Origin of the sequence: Ligilactobacillus aviarius (genome assembly GCF_001654615.1) — a bacterium.
GTDB lineage: Bacteria > Bacillota > Bacilli > Lactobacillales > Lactobacillaceae > Ligilactobacillus > Ligilactobacillus aviarius_B.
Genome location: NZ_LWUD01000050.1, coordinates 1 through 21,655 on the forward strand (window position 1 = coordinate 1; position 21,655 = coordinate 21,655).

General features: G+C 39.0%; 14 protein-coding genes. 11 read left to right on the forward strand and 3 right to left on the reverse strand.

Annotated features, from left to right (window positions below; genetic code table 11):
- Window positions 1-85: 85 nt before the first annotated feature.
- Both A3O17_RS06320 and A3O17_RS06325 read right to left on the reverse strand, forming a co-directional pair.
- Entirely contained in the window at window positions 86-2,032 is a 1,947-nt protein-coding gene (locus A3O17_RS06320; protein ID WP_064212877.1) for a M13 family metallopeptidase, read from the reverse strand.
- A gap of 77 nt (window positions 2,033-2,109) precedes the next feature.
- On the reverse strand, window positions 2,110-3,807 hold the full coding sequence (locus A3O17_RS06325) for an APC family permease (RefSeq protein ID WP_064212878.1): 1,698 nt from the start codon (window positions 3,805-3,807) through the stop codon (window positions 2,110-2,112).
- 255 nt (window positions 3,808-4,062) lie between these two features.
- On the opposite strand from A3O17_RS06325, the gene A3O17_RS06330 reads away from it, so the two are divergent.
- The 3 genes from A3O17_RS06330 to A3O17_RS06340 all read left to right on the forward strand — a co-directional run bounded on the left by A3O17_RS06330 (window position 4,063) and on the right by A3O17_RS06340 (window position 10,140).
- Window positions 4,063-5,982: a glycoside-pentoside-hexuronide (GPH):cation symporter gene (locus A3O17_RS06330; RefSeq protein ID WP_064212879.1), complete on the forward strand. Its 1,920-nt coding sequence runs from the start codon at window positions 4,063-4,065 to the stop codon at window positions 5,980-5,982.
- Between the two features lie 66 nt (window positions 5,983-6,048).
- Entirely contained in the window at window positions 6,049-7,044 is a 996-nt protein-coding gene (galE, locus tag A3O17_RS06335) for a UDP-glucose 4-epimerase GalE (RefSeq protein WP_064212880.1), read from the forward strand.
- 69 nt (window positions 7,045-7,113) lie between these two features.
- Window positions 7,114-10,140 carry a glycoside hydrolase family 2 TIM barrel-domain containing protein gene (locus A3O17_RS06340; RefSeq protein WP_064212881.1) on the forward strand — a complete coding sequence of 1,009 codons (3,027 nt, stop codon included), beginning with the start codon at window positions 7,114-7,116 and terminating at the stop codon, window positions 10,138-10,140.
- Window positions 10,141-10,178: 38 nt separating this feature from the next.
- Here the strand turns inward: A3O17_RS06340 and A3O17_RS06345 are convergent, their stop codons facing one another.
- A complete protein-coding gene (locus A3O17_RS06345) occupies window positions 10,179-11,174 on the reverse strand; it encodes a LacI family DNA-binding transcriptional regulator (RefSeq protein WP_064212882.1) in 996 nt (331 codons plus the stop codon).
- A gap of 182 nt (window positions 11,175-11,356) precedes the next feature.
- Between A3O17_RS06345 and A3O17_RS06350 the strand changes: the two genes are divergently transcribed.
- The 8 genes from A3O17_RS06350 (at window position 11,357) to A3O17_RS06385 (ending at window position 21,563) form a co-directional block, all read left to right on the forward strand.
- Complete coding sequence (locus tag A3O17_RS06350) at window positions 11,357-12,523, forward strand: galactokinase (RefSeq protein WP_064212885.1); 1,167 nt, start codon at window positions 11,357-11,359, stop codon at window positions 12,521-12,523.
- 22 nt (window positions 12,524-12,545) lie between these two features.
- Window positions 12,546-14,024: a UDP-glucose--hexose-1-phosphate uridylyltransferase gene (gene galT / locus A3O17_RS06355; protein WP_064212886.1), complete on the forward strand. Its 1,479-nt coding sequence runs from the start codon at window positions 12,546-12,548 to the stop codon at window positions 14,022-14,024.
- Window positions 14,025-14,044: 20 nt separating this feature from the next.
- A complete protein-coding gene (locus A3O17_RS06360) occupies window positions 14,045-16,243 on the forward strand; it encodes an alpha-galactosidase (protein ID WP_064212883.1) in 2,199 nt (732 codons plus the stop codon).
- Between the two features lie 16 nt (window positions 16,244-16,259).
- Entirely contained in the window at window positions 16,260-17,702 is a 1,443-nt protein-coding gene (gene gtfA, locus A3O17_RS06365; protein ID WP_064212887.1) for a sucrose phosphorylase, read from the forward strand.
- Between the two features lie 582 nt (window positions 17,703-18,284).
- The gene (locus tag A3O17_RS06370; protein ID WP_064207573.1) at window positions 18,285-19,595 is read left to right on the forward strand and encodes a PTS sugar transporter subunit IIC; all 1,311 of its coding nucleotides are present in this window, start codon (window positions 18,285-18,287) and stop codon (window positions 19,593-19,595) included.
- A 113-nt stretch (window positions 19,596-19,708) separates the two neighbouring features.
- A complete protein-coding gene (locus A3O17_RS06375; protein WP_064207572.1) occupies window positions 19,709-20,047 on the forward strand; it encodes a PTS sugar transporter subunit IIB in 339 nt (112 codons plus the stop codon).
- A gap of 23 nt (window positions 20,048-20,070) precedes the next feature.
- A complete protein-coding gene (locus tag A3O17_RS06380) occupies window positions 20,071-20,400 on the forward strand; it encodes a PTS lactose/cellobiose transporter subunit IIA (RefSeq protein WP_057827120.1) in 330 nt (109 codons plus the stop codon).
- A 65-nt stretch (window positions 20,401-20,465) separates the two neighbouring features.
- Entirely contained in the window at window positions 20,466-21,563 is a 1,098-nt protein-coding gene (locus A3O17_RS06385) for a DUF871 domain-containing protein (RefSeq protein ID WP_064212884.1), read from the forward strand.
- The last annotated feature ends 92 nt before the right edge of the window (window positions 21,564-21,655 follow it).

Below are 21,655 nucleotides of genomic sequence, written 5' to 3' on the forward strand. Positions count from 1 at the left end.
TACCTAAAAGTCAAAAAAATAGTATTGATGATATTTTCACCAATACTAAATGTTATAGACCCCAATCTTTTTTACTTATTCACTTTTACCAAATCTGAACCCGTTTATCCGGTTCAAGCCACATCCCATCACCTTGATAAATATCAAATGTCTGGTAGAAATCATCAAAGTTTTGCGGTTGCACATTTCCGCGCAGCATTTCAGGAGCGTGCACGTCAGTTGCAAGGAGCATCTTTTCGTATGCCGGGCTGGCTTTCATCCGCCAAATGGTTGCCCAGTTAGTGAAGAATTCTTGTAAGTCGGCGTCAGCACTTTGTTTAAGGGCTTCAAGCGCACAACTCATTCCGCCGTTATCCGCGATGTTTTCTGAAACGACAAGCTTACCGTTCACGGTTCCGCCGGCGAATGGAATTCCGTCAAATTCATTGATCATTTCCCGGGTTAACTTTTCAAAGTGGGCGAAATCTTCCTTAGTCCACCAGTTGGTCATATTGCCGTATTCGTCAAAATGAGCACCGTTATTATCAAACGCGTGTGAAATTTCATGGCCCATTACACACCCGATTCCGCCAAAGTTTTTGCTATGTGATTGATGCAAGTCATAAAATGGCTTCTCTAAGATTGCTGCGGGGAATGTGATGTCATTGCGCGACGGATCATAGCATGCATTAACAAGTTGCGATGGCATATCCCATTCAGTTCGATCAACTGGGCGATGGTAACTTTCAAAATTATCAGCAATTTTAACCCGTTCAACATTGAGATAGTTCCCAAGTAATGTTCCGCCGTCTTCGGCTGGAATAATTTTCATTTTGGCATACACCGGTTTAATTTTTTCAGGGAATCCAACCTTAATGGCGATGTGGTCAAGTTTCGTGATCGCCTTTGCCCGGGTTTGGTCACCAAGCCAGTCATTTTTTTCAAGCCGGTGCTTATAAATTTGAATCATTTGTTGGATCATCTTAGTTGCATCAGCCTTGGCGTCTTCGCCAAAATACTTCTTGCCGTAGAAGTCGCCAATCACATATTTAAATGTTTCATCAACGATTTGATATGCAAATTTCCGTTGAGAAACTGGCTTTTGCGTTCCGGAAAGTTTTTGATGGAATTGGTCGGCGGTTTGCCGCAAATCATCTGTCAGTAACTTAGCAAGCGAGTTCACGGTCTTCGTTAAGATCCAGCTCTTGAGGTTCTTGAAGGTCGTGTCGTTTACAATTTGATCAAAGTGTTCAAAGAACTGCGGTTGGGTAACGATCACCTTTTCCGGATGATCATCAATCAGTTCTGAAATTGTGGATGCGAAATCAAAGCTTTGACTGTATTGTTGGATTTCTTTCAGTGTCCGCGGATTATACTGTTTTGGATAATCGGCGAGTTCATCAGCTGGAAGAACATGCGGTACAAGCAGTTTATCAAAGACAAGCGCTTGGTTAACGATATCCGCAGCTTGCTTTTGGTCATAACCAAGAGCTTGCAATAATTGGCTTGTCATCGTTGCCCAGGTATGCAGTAATTCATCACTTTCCGGTTTGGTGTAATAGGTTTTATCCGGCAAAATCAAATCCGGGGCATACATAAAGACGGCATTTTGAGCAGTATTCTTCCAATCAGGCTCAACGTCGATCGTCAATGGAAGCGGGAAACCGTTTCTGATCCAGTCGCTTAATTGATGGCTTAAATCAGCAAGAAGCGAAAGTTTTTGAATTGGCTTGATGACTTCCAATAACGGCGTAACACCTTCATGTTCCCGTTGACTAAAGTCAAGGGCAAGGCGATGGAATTTCATTGCTTCGGCAAACATTGGGTTAGGAGCTGAAAGTTTTCCTTGATGATAACGGTCAAAGTCGTTCATTAATTTTTGGTGAACGGCTTCGTCCATGTCTTGAAAACTGCCGGCTGCTGGTTTGTCAGCTGGAATTTGAGCTTTTTGAAGCCAATCATAATTAACGTGCATATAGAGGTTATCCTTGATCGATGCTTGTTTCCCCTTTGTGACCGGAGCACCGCCAAGAACAAATTGAACATTTTCCATATTAAAAACTCCTTTCAAGTCGCGGACCTAAAGTTCCTTTTAATTATATTCTAATCAAAATTTAATAATATCGCAAATCAGTGATCAGAATGGGAGTCCTTACGCATTGCTTGAGCATATTTTTCAAGCGGCGCATCAGCCTTCGCCCAATCTTGCGGAACATCAACATGGGCGTTGGGGTCAAAGTGATACTTGATCGGTACTCCCATTGGCCGTTGATCCTTTGCCATGATGTCGGTTGGAACATTGGATTGAACTTTTTGTGGCTTCTTTAGGCCTTCGATTTCCCATGTATAAGGAGCAAATTTATTATCCGCATTGACCCAGTCATTGTTGTGGGTTGCATTATGGTGCTTTGATAATTGATAAAGGCCGAATGCAACTAATAAGACGACGCCGACAAGGCAAGCGATCGTTGCATCATAAACCGTTCCAGAACCAACTTCTTTTTTCACCTGAGTTGGCGGATAGAAAGCAAGAACAATTCCGAAGACGGACGATGCGATTCCAACGATCGTAATCAGCCAGGCACCGAATTTACCGCCTGGAACCTTGAATGAACGTGGACGGTTAGCTTGGGTATAACGCAAACGGATAAAGGCGACAAACATAATAATGTAATACAGCAAATATAAAATGGTGATCGTTTGGGTGATCATTACGAAGAACCCTTCAACATTTGGTAGTAATTTTACTAAAAAGGCAATCACGGTCACGCAAATTGCTTGGAAATACATCATCTTAGATGGCATTCCGTGTTTGTTATAGTTTTGAAGCCATTTAGGTAATAACCCGCTTTGACCAGCCTGGCCAAGCATAAATGATGGTCCAGCAAGGTTGGTGATCCACATGGCAAACAATACGAGAAAGTTCGCATAAATAAAGAGCATGTACAGCCATGGAGCGTGAATTGTTGCTCCCAGGTCATGGAACGTTACAAATAATGCATCAAGAATGTTGATTTTGCTTGCTGGAATAACGGTTGCGATGATCAAAGTCCCAATTACAAAGATCAACAGGGCGAGGATTCCAGCGAAGAAGATTGAAACCGGATATTGCTTTGACGGATGTTTCAACTCTTTAATGTGCGCAGCATTCATATCAATTCCAGCCCACGAGAAAAGGACGCCGGCAACCAGCGCTAACGTTCCCATTCCGTTCCATTGCGGGATAAGATCTTTAGCATGGACCGGCATTGCTGGCTTATGACCTTGGCAAAGCCAAACGATTACTAAAATGATCATGATTGCAAGTGGAATAAACGTTCCAATAATTACCCCGTATTTGGCAATGTTTGAAAATGTCTTGGTTCCGCGAGCAGCCAACCAGGTAACGAACCAGAACAGGACGATGAAGGCACACATGATTAAAATTTCATGTTGCGGATGCTGTAAAAATTGAATTGCCCGATGATAATGCGGCGTGAAAAACATAATTGTGGCTGCGAAGTTTGGCATTCCGGCTCCAAGATTAAAGGTTGATTGGAACCACAAGATAATTAAACAGGTAAATGCCCAACCTTTGCCGATTCCTTCACCAACCCATCGAAAAATACCGCCCCGCTGCGGCCAGCCGCTAGCAAGTTCAGCGGAAACAAGGGCTGTTGGGATGAAGAACAGAATAAATCCAATTGCAAAGTAAGTTACTGATGATAAACCATAAAAAGCCTGTTGCGGGTCATTTGCTAATCCCGCAATCATGACGACGTTCAGCATTGTAAGGGCTAAAGTCGACATGTAATATTTTTGCGGCTTTTTAGTCTGATTTTTTCCCATAAAAATTCCTCCCCGTAAACTAAAACCTATAAGAAATAAATATCTTCTTATTTTTGTAATAGTTCATCTGCCAACGAGGAACAAGCAAGACTAGTTAAATGCAAGAATTCTTTGATAAGGTTGGAATTGTGCCGGTTGATAAAGCTAGTAAAAATTATAGTAAAATAAATCAGAAAAATTTAGTAAAATTATATTGATTTTTACTAGAAAACAGTTACAATTAACATTGTAAGTTAATAAGAAAGGGGTTACATTATGAAAGATAATGTCCAACAAGAAAAGGGGAACAAGTGGGTCACACGGATTTCATATGCTATCGGTGCATTTGGAAATGACTGGTTCTACGCAGTTCTTTCGACATACTTTATCATGTTTGTAACGTCGCATCTGTTTGGTAAAGGCGACAATGCAATGATCTTATATATCACTAACATAATTGCGTTATTGCGGATCGTTGAACTCTTTATTGACCCAATTATTGGGAATGCCATTGACCGGACAAAGACGCGCTGGGGAAAATTTAAGCCTTGGATCTTTGGAGGCGGGATGGTAAGTTCGATCGCATTAGCCGTTCTCTTTACGAATATGGGCGGATTAAATCGGACTCATCCACTCATTTACTTAGCAATTTTTGCTGTTTTATATATTTCAATGGATATTTTTTATTCATTCAAAGATACAAGTTTTTGGTCAGAAATGTCTTCATTGACATTTGATTCTGGCGAACGTGAAAAGATTTCGACCTTTGCCCGGATCGGTTCAAATATCGGGGCCAACTTAGTCGGAATGGTTATCATGCCATTGGTATTGTTCTTCTCATTGACAAAGAACGGTGGTTCAGGGGACCTTCGCGGATGGTCAATGTTTGGGATGATTACCGCTGCGATTGTAATTATTACGGTTTTAGTTGTTTGCTTCGGAACACACGAACTCGATTCAGATTTACGTAAGAACAAAGAAGAAACGAAATTAAAAGATGTTTTCAAAGTTCTTCTTGGAAATGATCAATTAATGTGGACAGCTGTTTCATATGGTTTATACTGCATTGGGATTAATATTTTTAATTCTGCTGAACTTTACTACTTTACATATGTTTTAGGTGAATCTTCAAAATTTGCAATCATTGGAACGATCAACATGATTTTGGGATTCTTCTCAATTTCAGCCTTTCCAGCTTTAGCAAAGAAGTTTAACCGCAAGAATGTATTTTATGCATGTATTTTAATTATGTTCTGCGGTGCAGGATTATTAGCAATTGCAGGAAAGAACCTTGCATTAGTTGTTCTTGCAATGGAAATGTTTGCAGCTCCTCAAGCTGTTATTTTCCTTGTTATTTTAATGACGATCACCGATTCAATTGAATATGGTCAATTAAAACTTGGACACCGGGATGAATCATTAACGTTGTCAGTTCGGCCATTGTTAGATAAGTTAGGCGGAGCAATTGCTGGTTGGTGCATTGGACCGATCGCCATCTTATCACACATGACTTCAGGTTATACTTACAAGACAATTACACCTGGAAATGTAATGACATTTAAATTATTTGTAATTGCTTTGCCAGTTATCTTGATCTTATTGGGAACATTCTTCTTCTGGAAGAAGGTTACATTAACTGAAAAACGGCACGCTGAAATTGTTGAACAACTTGAAAAGAGTTGGGGTGAAGAAAACGATACAAGCGTTGGAACAGGTGAACATGCAGTTGCTGGTGAATATGATATTGTTGCGCCAATTAAAGGAACATATCTTCCGCTTAAAGATGTTAGTGATCAAACATTTGCATCAGGTCAAATGGGGCAAGGATTTGCCTTGAAACCAAGTGATGGAGCTGTTTATGCACCATTTGACGGAGTTGTGCGGCAAGTCTTTCCAACCCGGCATGCAATTGGAATCGAATCTGAACATGGCGTAATTATGCTGATTCATATCGGAATCGGAACGGTCAACATGCACGGAACAGGATTTGTTTCATATGTTGAACAAGGCCAGCAAATTCATAAGGGTGAAGAAATAATGGAATTCTGGGATCCAGCAATTAAGAAAGCTGGATATGATGATACCGTCATGGTAACAATTACAAATACAAAGGAATTTGATCAAGTAGATGTCTTACCAAAGGATAACCAGACGATTGATTCTTCAACTAACGTAATGAAGTTAATTAAGAATTAATAGAAATTAAATGGAAGACTGATCGATAGTCTTCCATTTTTATAAATTTCGAAGGAGGAGAAAAAAATGACAACTTTAGTTTTAGGCGGAGCAGGTTATATCGGCTCACACATGGTAAAGCGATTGCTCGAAAAAGGGGAAACGCCAGTTGTTGTTGATAATTTGGTAACTGGTCACCGGGCAGCGGTTGATCCCCAAGCTAAATTCTATGAAGGTGATTTAGCTGATCAAGACTTTATGCGGAATGTTTTTAAGGAAAATCCAGACATTGATGTTGTAATTCACTTCGGGGCATATTCGCTGGTTCCAGAATCAATGAAAAAACCATTGAAGTATTTTGATAACAACGTTGCCGGATTAATTAAACTTCTTGAAGTGATGAAGGAAGTCGGTGTTAATAAATTAGTATTCTCATCTTCAGCTGCAACCTATGGGATTCCAGATAAGATGCCGATTAAGGAAACTGATCCGCAAAATCCGATCAATCCATATGGCGAAAGCAAGTTAATGATGGAAAAGATTATGCACTGGGCTGATGAAGCCTATGGAATGAAGTTCGTTGCATTACGGTACTTTAATGTTGCTGGTGCATGGCCAGATGGTTCGATTGGAGAAGATCACAACCCGGAAACTCACTTAATGCCAATTATTTTGCAAGTCGCTCAAGGAAAACGCGAGAAGCTGCAAATTTATGGCGATGATTATAATACACCGGATGGAACGAATATTCGGGATTACGTCCACCCAATCGATCTCGCTGATGCGCACATTTTAGCAGCTGATTATTTACGAAATGGTAATCCTTCAGATGCATTCAACCTTGGATCATCGACGGGGTTCTCGAACCTTGAAATGTTAAAGGCTGCTCGTGAAGTGACTGGAAAAGAAATTCCAGCAGAGATTGCTGGCCGGCGCGGCGGTGATCCGGATACATTAATTGCTGCTTCTGACAAAGCGCGGCGGGTATTAGGATGGAATCCGCAATATGACGATGTCCACAAATTGATTGAAACAGCTTGGAAATGGCATTCAAGCCATCCGGAAGGATATGAAGATAAGTAGTTATTAGGAGATTAAGGATTGATTTCATCATGATTTTGATCCTTAATCTTTTCTTTTAGGAGGGAAAACATGAAAAGTAATGAATTTAATTATGCATGGTTAAGTAATCCAGAAATATTTGAGGTTAACCGTCAACCGGCGCATGCAGATTTTGATTTTTATGCAAATGACGATGAATATCAAAAACAGAAAACTCGTTTAAAACAAAGTCTGAATGGAATGTGGAGAATTTTATATGCTAAAGACTTAAATCAAAACGTAAAAGGTTTTGATTTTCATAATTTGGATATCCATTCATGGGATTATGTAAAAGTTCCAGGACAATTGGAACTTCAGGGATTTGGAACACCGCAATATGTTAATACTCAATATCCATGGGATGGAAAAGAGGAATTAAGACCGCCTCAAGTTCCGGCTTCCAACCCGGTTGCAAACTATGCAAAAGACTTTGAAATTACTGATGTCATTCGTAAACAAAAGCATATTTATATTTCATTTCAAGGTGTTCAAACTGCAATGTATGTTTGGCTCAATGGAAAGTTTATTGGTTATAGTGAAGATTCATTTACTCCAAGTGAATTTGAAATTACTGATGCAATTCAGGAAGGGACAAACCGTTTAGTAGTTCAAGTGTTTAAATTTGCAAGTTCAAGTTGGATTGAGGATCAAGACATGTGGCGGTTGTCAGGAATATTTCGTGATGTCTACATATACGGCAAACCTGATTTTTCAGTTAAAGATTTGTTTGCAAAGGCGACACTGAATTATAAAGCGAATAAAGGACATCTTGAACTTAGGATTAAATTGTCTAAGGCATTAAAAGATGGTGAAATTGAATGTCAGTTACAAGACCCAAAGCATGTGATTATATGGAGACATATTGTCAGCGATATTCAACAACCGCATTTAAATTTAACAGTTGATTTAAATGATATTGAACCATGGAGTGCAGAAATTCCTAATTTATATAAATTGGTTCTTAAGCTTAAGAAGAAAAGTGAAGTTACAGAGGTAGTAACTACAGGGGTTGGCTTTAGAACATTTGAAATGAAAAACGGTGTAATGCTGTTAAATGGAAAACGAATTGTTTTCAAAGGAATTAATCGTCATGAATTCGACTATCAAACAGGACATGCATTGACGTTAAGTGAAATGATTCAAGGCATTGAATTTATGAAACAACACAACATTAATGCAGTTCGAACATCGCACTATCCGAATGATAGCCGATGGTATCGTCTTTGTGATGAATACGGGATTTATCTAATTGATGAAACTAATTTGGAAAGTCATGGATCATGGCAGAAATTAGGTAAATTGGATCCGGAATGGAATGTCCCGGGAAATAATCCTAAATGGAGGGATGCAGTATGCGACCGAGCTAATTCAATGTTTCAGCGTGATAAAAACCATGTTTCCATTTTAATATGGTCCTGTGGAAATGAGTCATATGCGGGTGAAGATATCTTGGCAATGTCAAATCTTTTTCACAAATTGGATGATACCCGTTTAGTTCACTATGAAGGATGTTTTTGGAACCGCAAGTATGAAATGATTTCGGATATGGAAAGTCGGATGTATGCCAAGCCAAATGAAATCGAGGAATATCTACAATCACATCCAGCAAAACCATATATTTCATGTGAATATATGCATTCAATGGGAAATTCAACTGGCGGAATGAAATTATATACTGACTTGGAAAAACGTTATGAACAGTACCAAGGAGGATTTATTTGGGACTTTGTTGATCAAGCAATTGAACAACAAATGGAGAATGGTCAAAAACGGTTGACATATGGCGGTGATTGGGATGACCGCCCTGCTGATTATGAATTCTCGGGTGATGGAATTTTGTTTGCTGATCGAAAACCATCACCAAAGGCAGTTGAAGTAAAACAATTGTATAGTAATTTGAAACTCCAAATTGATAATGGACAAAGAATTGAAATTGAAAATCAAAATCTTTTTAAATCCACTTCAGATATTGAATTTCATATTCGTCTTTTAAAAGATGGTCATGAAATTTGGAGAAAAAGCGTTTTTGAGGATATTGCACCATTAACGACAAAGAAAATTGATGCTGACTGGCCACAAATCAAGCCAGAAGGTGAATATGTTTTTGAAGTTGATGCTGTTCAAAAGGATGCAATCAAAGGAATTCCAGCAGGAGTAGAGTTATGCTTTGCACAGCAAATTAAGCGATTTAAGGAGTCTTCTAAATCAAAGAAAGTTCCATTTAAAGTAGTTAATGGCGATGTAAACCTTGGAATTCAGGGCAAAAATCTTAAAATTTTAATTTCAAAGGCAACTGGTGGAATTGTATCATATGTTTTTGACGGTCAAGAGATTTTAAAAACAACTCCGAGGACGATCTTTGCACGGGCATTAACTGATAATGATCGTGGAAACCAATTCGGGTTTGAGACCGGGTATTGGTTCCAGGCTGAAAAATATCAAAAAGTTGTCGACATTCAACAAAAAATTGAAAATAATAATGTCGAAATCATGTTCAAATATCAACTTCCACAGGTGAAAGACCAATATAATTACGTGAAATATTCAATGGATGAAACCGGAAAATTAAAAGTAAATGTATGTTTCCAAGGAACTTCGCAATTACCTTTGTTGCCGTTATATGGAATTGAATTAGGGCTGAATAAACAGTTTGATAAATATCGGTTTTATGGCTTAGGACCCGAAGAAAATTATCTTGATCGGCATTCAGGAGTTAAATTAGGAATTTATCAGGGAAATGCTGAAAGCAATTTAGCACCGTATTTAGTACCGCAAGAAACGGGAAATCATATGGGAACCCGCTTTTTAGAAGTGACAAATTCTCAAGGGGTAGGAGTAAGGTTTGAAATGCTGGATAAGCCATTTGAAAGTTCAGTTCTTCCTTACAATGAATTTGAGTTAGAAAATGCATCGCATCAAGAAGAACTCCCGCTTTCGCAAACTACTTGGGTTCGAATTTTAGCAGCTCAAATGGGTGTCGGCGGTGATGATTCTTGGGGAGCTCCTGTTCACCAAGAATATTGTTTATCTGCTGAAAAGAAGTATGATATTACATTCACAATTGAAGGAATTGATTAAAATAAAAGGATTCACGACCAATTGATCGTGAATCCTTTTTATATGCTGCTATCTCTTAAAATTAACTTTGTTTTCAAAGTAATCATCTGACAGTATTCGTCACCATTTTCAATGATTGATTTCAACCGATTAACGGCTTCAATTCCCATTTGCTTAGTGTAAACCCGGACAGAACTTAATGAAGGATAAACGTATTTTGCAATTGAAGTATCGTTAAAAGAAATGATGCCAACTTCTTCGGGAATTTTAATATTTGCTTCTTGCAAGGCGCGCATTGCTCCAATTCCAATCGAGTCATTTGCGGCGAAGAAAGCATGCGGTAGATCATTGCCCAGCTCAGTGATTGCCTGTTTCATCATCTCATATCCTGATTTGGCAGTGAATTCGCCGACATAAACGTATTTTGATTTATAAAGCGATAAATCAGTGAGATAGTTTTTAAATGATGTAAAACGCGGATCAATGATGTCTTTTTGACCGTCGTTAGTTGATTCTTCTCCTGCAAGTAAACCAATTTTATTTTGACCATGGTCGATAAAGTAATCAATCACTTCGGTGACCGCGTCATTAATGTCAGGAACCACACAGCTATGATTAGATGCAAGCGTATTTGAATCAACAAAAACAAGGTTAGTGTTGATTTTTTCAAAACGTTTGATTTCATCATCACTATACTTTCCAATTGCGATGATTCCGTCAACATCTTGAGCACGATCAAGAGAATCATTATGAAATACCCGGCGAACGTTATACTTTAATTCGTGAAGCCGCTGTTCGATTCCAGTCCGAATTGAATAGTAATACAGGTCATCTAGTTCTTCTTGTTCGGTGTACCATTGAATAATTGCAATGGTCCCACCCACGTTTTTCTTTTTTTGTTTTCGTTTGGTTAGGTAATCTAATTTTTCTGCTGCCATAAAGATTCTTTTCTTTGTTTCTTCGCTAACGGAAAGGGTTTTATCATAGTTTAAAACCCGCGAAACAGTGGCAGATGAAACGTTTGCTATTGCTGCAATGTCTTTGATTGTTGCCAAAATTAATCTCCTTGCTTTAATGTCTATGTACTATTGTATCATAAGTTAAAAATTTACTTTGATAATTTAGTTAATTTTAATTAGTAAATATTAACTAAAACTATTGATGATTTTTACTAAAATCATTATAATGAATAGTGTAATAAATCGCTTACATAAATAAGGACATGGGGATGAAAATTATGGATAAAAAAGAACTTGAAATGAATTTTGAAGAAGTGTTTGGGGTTAAGCCGGAAAATTGTTTCTTCTCACCTGGAAGAATCAATTTGATTGGGGAACATACAGATTATAATGGGGGACATGTTTTTCCGTGTGCGATTACCCTTGGAACGTGGGGAGCTGCCAAGAAACGTGATGATCAAAAATTACGTTTCTATTCAGGAAACTTTGAAAAATTAGGAATAATTGAGACTGATTTAAATAACCTGAAATACAAAAAAGAAGATAATTGGACGAACTATGCTAAGGGAATGATTTATTATTTACGCGAAGCAGGTTATCAGGTTGAACAAGGAATGGACATTTACATTTGGGGAAATCTTCCTCAAGGAGGATCAGGGTTATCATCATCAGCATCAATTGAAATGCTGTTTGGAGTAATGGTTCAATCCTTGTTTGACCTCGACGTTGACCGGCTCGACCTTGTTAAAATGGGAGTTAAAACTGAAAATGAATTTTTAGGTTTGAGCTCAGGAATTCTTGATCAATTTGCAGTTGGAATGAGTAAAGAGGGTCATGCAATCTTACTTGATACGAATACTTTGGATTACAAGTACGTTCCGTTAGACTTAAAGGACAATGTAATTGTAATTATGAATACGAATAAACCACGGGCTTTAGTTGAATCAAAATACAACGAGCGGGTTGCAGAATGTCAGGAAGCTGTTAAAGAACTCCAACAAAAGTTGGATATTAAGGCTTTGGGTGAACTAGATAATGAAACCTTTGATGAATACTCATATTTATTGAAAGATGAAACTCATTTGAAGCGCGCACGGCATGCTGTTTCAGAAAATCAACGCTGTCTTCGTGGAGAAGCAGCCCTTGAAAAAGGTGACTTGGAAGAATTTGGACGACTTCAAAATGCTTCGCATGTTTCCCTTGAATATGATTATGAAGTAACAGGAAAAGAACTTGATACACTTGCACATGAAGCTTGGAAGCAACCAGGTGTTTTAGGAGCAAGAATGTGTGGTGCAGGCTTTGGCGGCAGCGGAATTGCATTGGTTGCCAAAGATAAGGTTGATGAATTCGAAAAAAACGTTGGAAAAGTTTATGAAGAAAAAATTGGTTATGCTCCGCGGTTCTTTGTTGCGGAAGTTGCCGATGGAACCCATGAATTATAAAAGAGAAAGATGAGTGACAATGATGAGTGTGAAGAGTTTAGTTGATAAGTTTGTTTGTGGCGTAATTAACGAAAGCGACTATGAAAGCCTTGACCGCAATTATTTGAAGAACCGGGTTTTAAACCTTGTTGGAGAAGAAAATATTACAGCCGCTCCAGAAACGGATGATTTGATCGAATTGAAAAATCAACTGGTTCAAGTTGCCATTCAAAACCAAAAGATTGGTGACACTGCCAATGAACAGGATAATCTTGGAGCAGAATTAATGGACTTTATTACGCCGGCTCCAAGCATCGTAAACCGGCGTTTCTGGGATGAATATCAAATTTCACCGCAAAAAGCGATTGCTGCATTTTATGATTTAAGTAAACGAAATGATTATATTAAAACGAAGGCAATTGCGAAAAATATTTACTTCAAACATCCAAGTGAATATGGCGACATTGAAATTACCATTAACCTTTCCAAGCCCGAAAAGGATCCAAAGCAAATTGCGCTTGCAAAGAAAATGAAGGCTTCCGGTTACCCGAAATGTAACCTTTGCATGGAAAATGAAGGCTATCAAGGACGAATCAATTACCCGGCACGAACTAACCACCGCATCATCCGGCTTGATATTGATGGTCATCAATGGGGATTCCAGTATTCACCATATGCCTACTTCAATGAACACTGCATTTTTTTAGATTCTGTTCATGAAGAAATGGTAATTGATAAAAAAACATTTAAGCAATTATTGACGATCGTTCAAAAGTTTCCGGGTTATTTTGCAGGCAGTAATGCTGACCTTCCGATTGTTGGCGGTTCGATTTTATCGCATGAACATTATCAAGGCGGACGGCATACGTTTGCAATGGAAACGGCCCCGATTGAAACGCCAATCAAATTTGCAGGTTTTGAAAATGTTGAAGCTGGAATCGTTAAGTGGCCAATGTCAGTGATTCGATTAACAAGTTCAAACATGAATCAGATTTGTGACTTAGCAGATAAAATTTTGCAAAAATGGAATCATTACACTGATAAATCTGTATCCGTCGTTGCTCAATCAAACGGCGAATGGCATCATACGATTACCCCAATTGCGCGGATGCGGAACGGAAAGTATGAACTTGATCTCGTTTTACGTGATAACCAAACATCCGCTCAATATCCAGATGGAATTTTCCATCCACATAAAGATGTTCAGCATATCAAGAAGGAAAATATCGGTCTGATCGAAGTTATGGGATTAGCAATCTTACCGCCACGCTTGAAGACGGAAATGCAAGAAGTTGAAAAGTATTTGATTGGTAAAGACAATCAAATTGCTGATTATCACCGTGAATGGGCAGATAAAATTAAAAAGGAATCACCGACTTTGAATGAACAAAACGTTCATGCGATTGTTCAAGATGAAATCGGGAAAGTCTTTGTTCGAGTTCTTGAAGATGCGGGGGTCTTCAAGCGGGATGACCAAGGACATCAAGCATTTATGAAGTTTATTGACGCAGTTAATCACTAAATATTCGGGGAGGCTTTTGAATGGCAAATCTAATTAGTTTTGATGAACAAAATAAAGTATTTCATCTTCATAATGACAAAATTTCATACATTTTTTCAGTTGTCGAAGGTGGATTACTAAATCATTTATATTACGGAAAAAGAATTAATGAATATCATGGCGAAATGAATTACCCTCGAATTGACCGGGGCTTTTCTGGAAACCTTCCCGGATCATTAGACCGGACATTTTCACCAGACACCTTAATGCAAGAATACAGTACAAGCGGAATTTGTGATTATCGCACGCCGGCGGTAATTGTTCGCCAAGAAAACGGATCACGGGCCTCACGGTTTGAATATCAGGGTTACCGGATCGAAGCCGGGAAGCCGAAATTAAAGGGCCTGCCAGCAACATATGTTGAATCTGACGATGAAGCTGAAACTCTTTATGTTACTCTTAAAGATCAAGTTTCAGATGTTGAAGTGACATTATTATATACAATTTACCGTGATCGCGCAGTGATTGCCCGGTCGGCTCAGATAAAGAACAATGGGGATGCAACTATTTACCTTGATAAGGTAGCATCAATGCAAATTGACTTGCCAAATCAGCCGTTAGATGTTGTTAGCTTCCCAGGAGCTCACGCCAATGAACGCGACATGGAACGGGCTCACTTAAATCGGGGCGTTCGGAAATATGAAAGCCGGCGGGGAACAACAAGTCACCAAATGAATAACTTTGTTGCACTTTGTTCACCGAATACGGATGAAATGAATGGCGAAGTTTATGGATTTGACTTAGTCTATTCTGGCAACTTCGCAATTGAAGTTGAACGCGACCAAATTCAACAAACCCGGGTAACATGCGGAATCAACGATTACAACTTTGCATGGAAATTAGCTTCAAACGAAAAGTTCCAAACACCTGAAAGTTTGATTGTATACTCTGACGAAGGATTTAACGGAATGAGCCAAACCTTCCATCACTTGATTCAAGAACGGGTTGTTCGCGGGAAGTATCGTGATCAAGAACGGCCAATCGTAGTTAATAACTGGGAAGCAACCTTTATGGACTTTACCGAAGAAAAATTAACGCCGATTGTTGACGAAGCCCAAAGACTTGGCATTGAAATGTTTGTTCTTGATGATGGCTGGTTTGGTCATCGTGATGATGATAACTCATCATTGGGTGACTGGTACGTTGATCAGAAGAAGTTTCCAAAGGGCTTGAAGCACTTTGCAGATTACGTTCATAATAAAGGTCTTAAATTTGGCTTGTGGTTTGAACCTGAAATGATTTCAATTGATTCAGATTTGTACCGTGAACATCCAGATTATATGATGGCTGTTCCTGGACGGAAACCATCACCATCCCGGAATCAATACTTACTTGATTTGACCCGGAAAGATGTCCGCGATAATATCATCGGTCAGGTTGAAAAGATTTTACGAGAAAATGATGTTGATTATGTCAAGTGGGATATGAACCGGCATTTATCAGATGTTTATTCGCTTAAACTTCCTGCAGATCAAGAAGGTGAAGTATATCACCGGTATATTTTAGGTGCATATGAAATGGTTGATCAAATCACAAGTGACTTCCCTGAAATTCTCTTTGAAGGTTGTTCAGGTGGCGGCGGCCGCTTTGATACCGGCTGGGCATATTACATGCCACAGTCGTGGGCAAGTGACAATACGGATGCAGTTGCCCGTCAACGGATCCAATATGCAACGTCATACGTCTATCCAACATCAACGATGACGGCTCACGTTTCAGTTTCACCAAACCAACAAACCGGGCGGCAAACATCATTTGAAACCCGTGGGAACTGTGCAATGAGCGGTGTCTTTGGATATGAATTAGACTTGACTCAAATGAGTGATGATGAAAAAGCAATGGTAACAAAACAAGTTGCTGAATATAAAGAAATTCGTCATCTTGTTCAATTTGGCGATTTCTACCGTTTGAAGAGTCCATATACATCAAATGAATGTGCATGGATGTTTGTTTCACCAGACAAGAAAGATGTTTTAGTAAAACAATTCCAAACAATGGCAGATGCTCAAGCATTGTCAACGATTACTAAGTTAGTTGGACTTGATCCGCAAAAGCATTATCAAAACGTTGAAACGAAAGAAATCTTTGGTGGCGATGAATTGATGAACGTTGGATTTTTCAATCCATTTTACCATCACGATTATGCAAGCAGCAGTTACCGGTTTAAGGTAATTGACTAAAAAGCGGGGAATGAAGATGACGGTTCAGAATAAAGCAATGTTGATTACCTATCCGGATAGTTTAGGAAAAAACATTAAGGAATTAACAGAAGTCTTGGAACAAGACTTTGGGGATGCAGTTGGCGGGGTTCACTTATTGCCATTCTTCCCTTCAACGGGTGATCGGGGCTTTGCACCGGTTGATTACAAAGATGTTGATCCACAATTCGGAACATGGGAAGACGTTGAAAAGTTAGGCGAAAAGTATTATTTAATGTTTGACTTTATGATCAATCATATTTCGCGTCAATCAGAATATTATAAAGATTTCAAGAAGAATAAAGATGCCAGCAAATGGGCAGATTTGTTCTTAAGTTGGGATAAGTTCTGGCCAGAAGGACACCCAACTCAAGAAGATATTGATTTGATTTATAAACGAAAAGATCGGGCACCATATCAAGAAATTCATTTTGATGATGGAACAACGGAAAAACTCTGGAATACCTTCGGCGAAGAGCAAATTGATATGGATGTTCGGACACAAGTAACAAAGGATTTCATTAAATCAACTCTTGAAAGCTTAATTGATCACGGTGCTGACATTATTCGGCTCGATGCGTTTGCATACGCGGTTAAGAAATTTGGAACGAATGACTTCTTTGTTGAACCCGAAATTTGGGACTTGTTAAACGAAGTTGATGAAGTTGTTAAAGCTAAGAAGGCTGAAATCTTACCTGAAATTCATGAACATTACAGTATGCCATTTAAGATTTCAGATCATGGATACTTTGTTTATGACTTTGCCTTACCAATGGTTACCCTCTATTCAATTTATAGCGGGAAGACCGATCAGCTTGCTAAATGGTTAACAATGAGTCCAATGAAGCAATTTACAACCCTTGATACCCATGATGGGATTGGGGTAGTCGATGCACGGGATATTTTAACGCAAGACCAAATTGACTTTACCACTAATGAGCTTTATCGAATTGGAGCAAATGTAAAGAAGAAGTATTCAAGTGCAGAATATCATAACCTTGATATTTATCAGATCAACACGACCTTCTATTCAGCTCTTGGTGATGACGATCAACGGTACTTCATGTCACGGCTGATTCAGGCCTTCGCACCGGGAATTCCGCAAGTATACTATGTTGGGTTACTTGCTGGAAAGAACGATATCAAGTTGCTTGAAGAAACAAAAGAGGGACGGAATATTAATCGGCATTACTATACAAAAGAAGAGGTTGCTGAAGAAGTTAAACGCCCGGTTGTTGCTTCATTATTAAAACTGTTATCATTCCGGAATAACGAAGCCGCATTTGATTTAGACGGTTCAATCGACGTTGAAACGCCAGATGAACATTCAATTATCATTACACGTTTAAGTGCAGATGGTAGTCGAAAAGTTGTTATGGAAGCTAACTTGAAAGACTTAACGTATTCTGTAAAAGTTAACGGCCAAGAGATTAAGTTTTAAGATAAAAAAAACCATTTCAACGTTAATTCGCTGAAATGGCTTTTTGTTATTCAATCAAGTTTTATTAGAATTTGATGACTTTCCGGCCCTTGATTTCGCCGTTCTTCATTTTATTGATCATTTCATTAACTTCGTCTAATTTGCATTCTGATTTTCTTAATTAAACTTGCTTGAATCAGATAATTTTTCAAGAATCTTAACGGCGAAGTTGTTTCTCAAAGTATATTCTTCGTCTAGCATTTTGGATAGAACGCTGATTATGTGCCAAGACGATCGGGGATACCAGTTGTGATCTCAGGGTAACCTGGCAACTGGTCACATTTCCGGCGCAATTACTCAAATTGTCTGCTTGGCAGTTGATGTTTTGATCTGCGTTGGCTTCTTTAAGAAGGCTGATAAAAAGAAGATTCAAGAAGGATTGGCAATGGAAAACAAGTAGTAGCTAATTTATAAAAATCAAGGTTTGCATTCCTTAGTTTTTATGTTAAATTAAAAATGTAAGCGTTGTCATAATAATGCAATCATTCAGTAATAATTTTAATATTATTTGAGTCAACGTTTGCGTGAGTATATTTTAAGGGGATGAAGCAAATGTCTTCAAAGGGAAATATGAAAGATAAAGTAATGAAAGTGATTGGTAAAATCTCCAATTCACGTCACATGGTCGCACTACGGGATGGGATCGCCCAAGCCGTTCCATTGATTGTGATTGGGTCAGTGTTCATGATTATTGGACAGTTTCCAATTCAAGGATATTTGAAGTTTATGGCCCATACATTTGGTCCGCATTGGAACGTTGTTATCCAACAAATCACATATGCTTCATTTGATTTGATGGGATTAATTGCGGTAATCGGGATTTCATACAACCTGACTAAGAGTTATGGCGATGTGGCTCCATTGCCGGCAGCACTGGTTGCAATGTGTGGCTTCTTCTTAACAATCCCATTCACAATGCATAAGGATGGGACATTCTGGATTCCGTTAGATCAATTAGGATCAACCGGATTATTTATCGCCATTATTATCGGGCTGTTCTTAACTGACCTTTACGTTTGGATGGTTCATAAGAAGATCACGATCAAGATGCCAGCCAGCGTACCACCAGCTGTAAGTGATTCATTTACAGCCTTGTTCCCAGGTTTCTTCTGCTTATTGCTTGTTTGGGTGATTCGGATGGGAGTTTCATTCACACCGATTGAGACCATTCCAAACCTGATGCAATTCATTTTCAAGCCATTATCAGTTGTTGGAACAAGTTTACCAGGCGCATTGATTTGTGAATTCTTAGTTTCATTCTTATGGATCTTCGGGATTCACGGGGCCAACGTTGTTTCAGGTGTGATGACGGCAATCTGGTTAGCAGCCATGCAACAAAATGCAGTTGCCTTTGCCGCTCACAAAGCATTACCAAACATTGTTACCCAACAATTCTTTGATAACTTTGTTCACATTGGTGGTTCAGGGGCCACATTAGGACTTGCAATTATGATGATCATGTTTGCCAAGAGTGACGAATACAAGACATTGGCTAAGTTGGAAATTGCTCCGGCATTCTTCAACATCAATGAACCATTAGTCTTTGGGTTCCCGGTAGTTATGAACCCGTTCATCGCGGTTCCATTTATCGTGGCTCCATTATTGAATGTTTTGATCACCTACTTTGCAATGGCTAGCGGAATCGTTGCTAAAACGATTGGAATCATGGTTCCATGGACAACTCCAGCAATTATTTCAGGTTACTTGGCAACCGGCCATATTTCAGGGGCTGTATTGCAGGTTGTCTTGATTGCAGTTGATTCATTGGTATACGTATACTTCTTCAAGAAGGCTGATAAGCGCAAAGTTCAGGCTCAAATGGCAAATGCCAAGAAGGCGGAAACGCAAGCTTAAGTTACATTTAAATATTTTGATAATGCTTTTCAAGTTATGGTGAAGGTGCTATAATTTAAGTGTGAAGAAAGCGCTATCAAAATTAGAATATTAAGATTTATGAGATGAATAAAATGGCTAAATACACAATTATGTTAAACTGCTCAGCAGGAATGAGTACAAGTTTGTTAGTAACAAAGATGCAGGCTGCAGCTAAGGAAAAGGGCATTGATGCCGATATTTTTGCAACGGCTGCAAGTGATGCGCGTGCTCAATTGGATTCAAAGACAATTGACTGCGTTTTGCTTGGACCGCAAGTTAGTTACATGCAAGATGACTTTAAAGGAATGCTTGAAGGCCGTAAGAACAGCTTAGGCAATGATATTCCATTGGCCGTTATCGACATGCAAGCATACGGCATGATGGACGGTGAAAAGGTCTTAAACCAAGCAATCAGCTTGATCGAAGGCTAATCTGATACTAGGAGAGATAATTAATGGCTGAAGAACAACCAAACTTAGAAGCAACAATGGGCTTGATCATGAACGGCGGGAACGCTAAAGGATTTGCCTTTGAAGCAATTCGGGCTGCTAAAAAAGGTGATTTTGAAGAAGCTCATAAAAAATTAGATGCAGCGGATCAAGCTTTGAATGAAGCTCACAATTCGCAAACGGAAATGTTAACCAAAGAAGCTCAAGGCGATCACCAACCGGTAACATTGTTAACGGTTCATGCCCAAGATCATTTGATGAACGCCATTACGTTCCGGGATCTTGCCGGTGAAATGGTTGATATGTATGAACGAATTGCCAAATTAGAAAAATAAATTATAAAAAGGTGCAGGGAAAAGCTTAACTGCACCTTTTTCATTAAGAGAGGATGAGTTTTCACATGAAACGCGAACTGGGAATTTCAGTTTATCCCGATCATAGTGATCCGGAAAAGGATAAAGCATATATCAAAAAAGCAGCCGATTTAGGATTCACGCGGTTATTTATGAGTATGCTTGAAGTTCAAGACGGCAAAGAAGCAACGGCGGCTAAATTTAAAAACATTATTAGCTTTGCACGTGATCACGGTTTTGAAGTCATTTTAGACATTAATCCGGGAATTTTTAAGCAACTTGGAATTTCATACGATGATTTAAGGTTCTTTGCTGATCTTGGGGCCAGCGTAATCCGGCTTGATGAAGGCTTCGACGGATTGAAGGAATCATTGATTTCATATAATCCGTATGGGTTAAACATTGAATTGAACATGAGCAATAACGTTGCTTACTTGGACAATATTTTATCGTACGAAGCAAACGTTCCGTACATTTACGGGTGCCATAACTTTTATCCGCAAGAAGGCAGTGGATTGCCGTATGACTTCTTCGTCAAGTGTAGTCAACGGTTCAAAAAACACGGAATCAAGACATCGGCCTTTATCACAAGCCAGGATGCTTTGACACAAGGCGGTCCGTGGAACATAAATGATGGCTTGCCGACCCTTGAAATGCACCGGCATTTGCCGATCGCCGTTCAGGCTAAGCATTTATTTGCAACGGGACTGATCGATACGGTCATTATTGGGAACTGCTATGCTTCGGATGAAGAACTAAAAAGTTTAGCAGCGCTTGATCGTTACTGCATCACTTTAGATGTTGATTATGTTCCAGAAGTTAATCCAATCGAAAAGACGATTTTGGAAGATAATCTTCATTTCCGTCGGGGCGACATTACCGCCATGACGATTCGGTCAACGCAGGTTCGGGTCAAATACGCTGATCAACCGAACCCGCCGCATGATAACGAACACGAATTTAAACGCGGGGATATTGTTGTCGGCAATGATGAGTTTGGCCGGTATAAAAATGAATTACAGATCGTTCTGGAACCTCATCAGGATTCACGGAAAAATCTGGTTGGCCGAATTCCTGAAAATGAAATTTTTATGCTTGATTACATCAAACCGTGGAGCAAATTTAAATTCGAAAATCATAATTAAAAATCAACAATAATTTATTTGAAAAAAGAGATCAAATATCAGTAAGGATGCGGATTAGAACCGCATTCTTATTTTTTATTATGTCTTTAGAC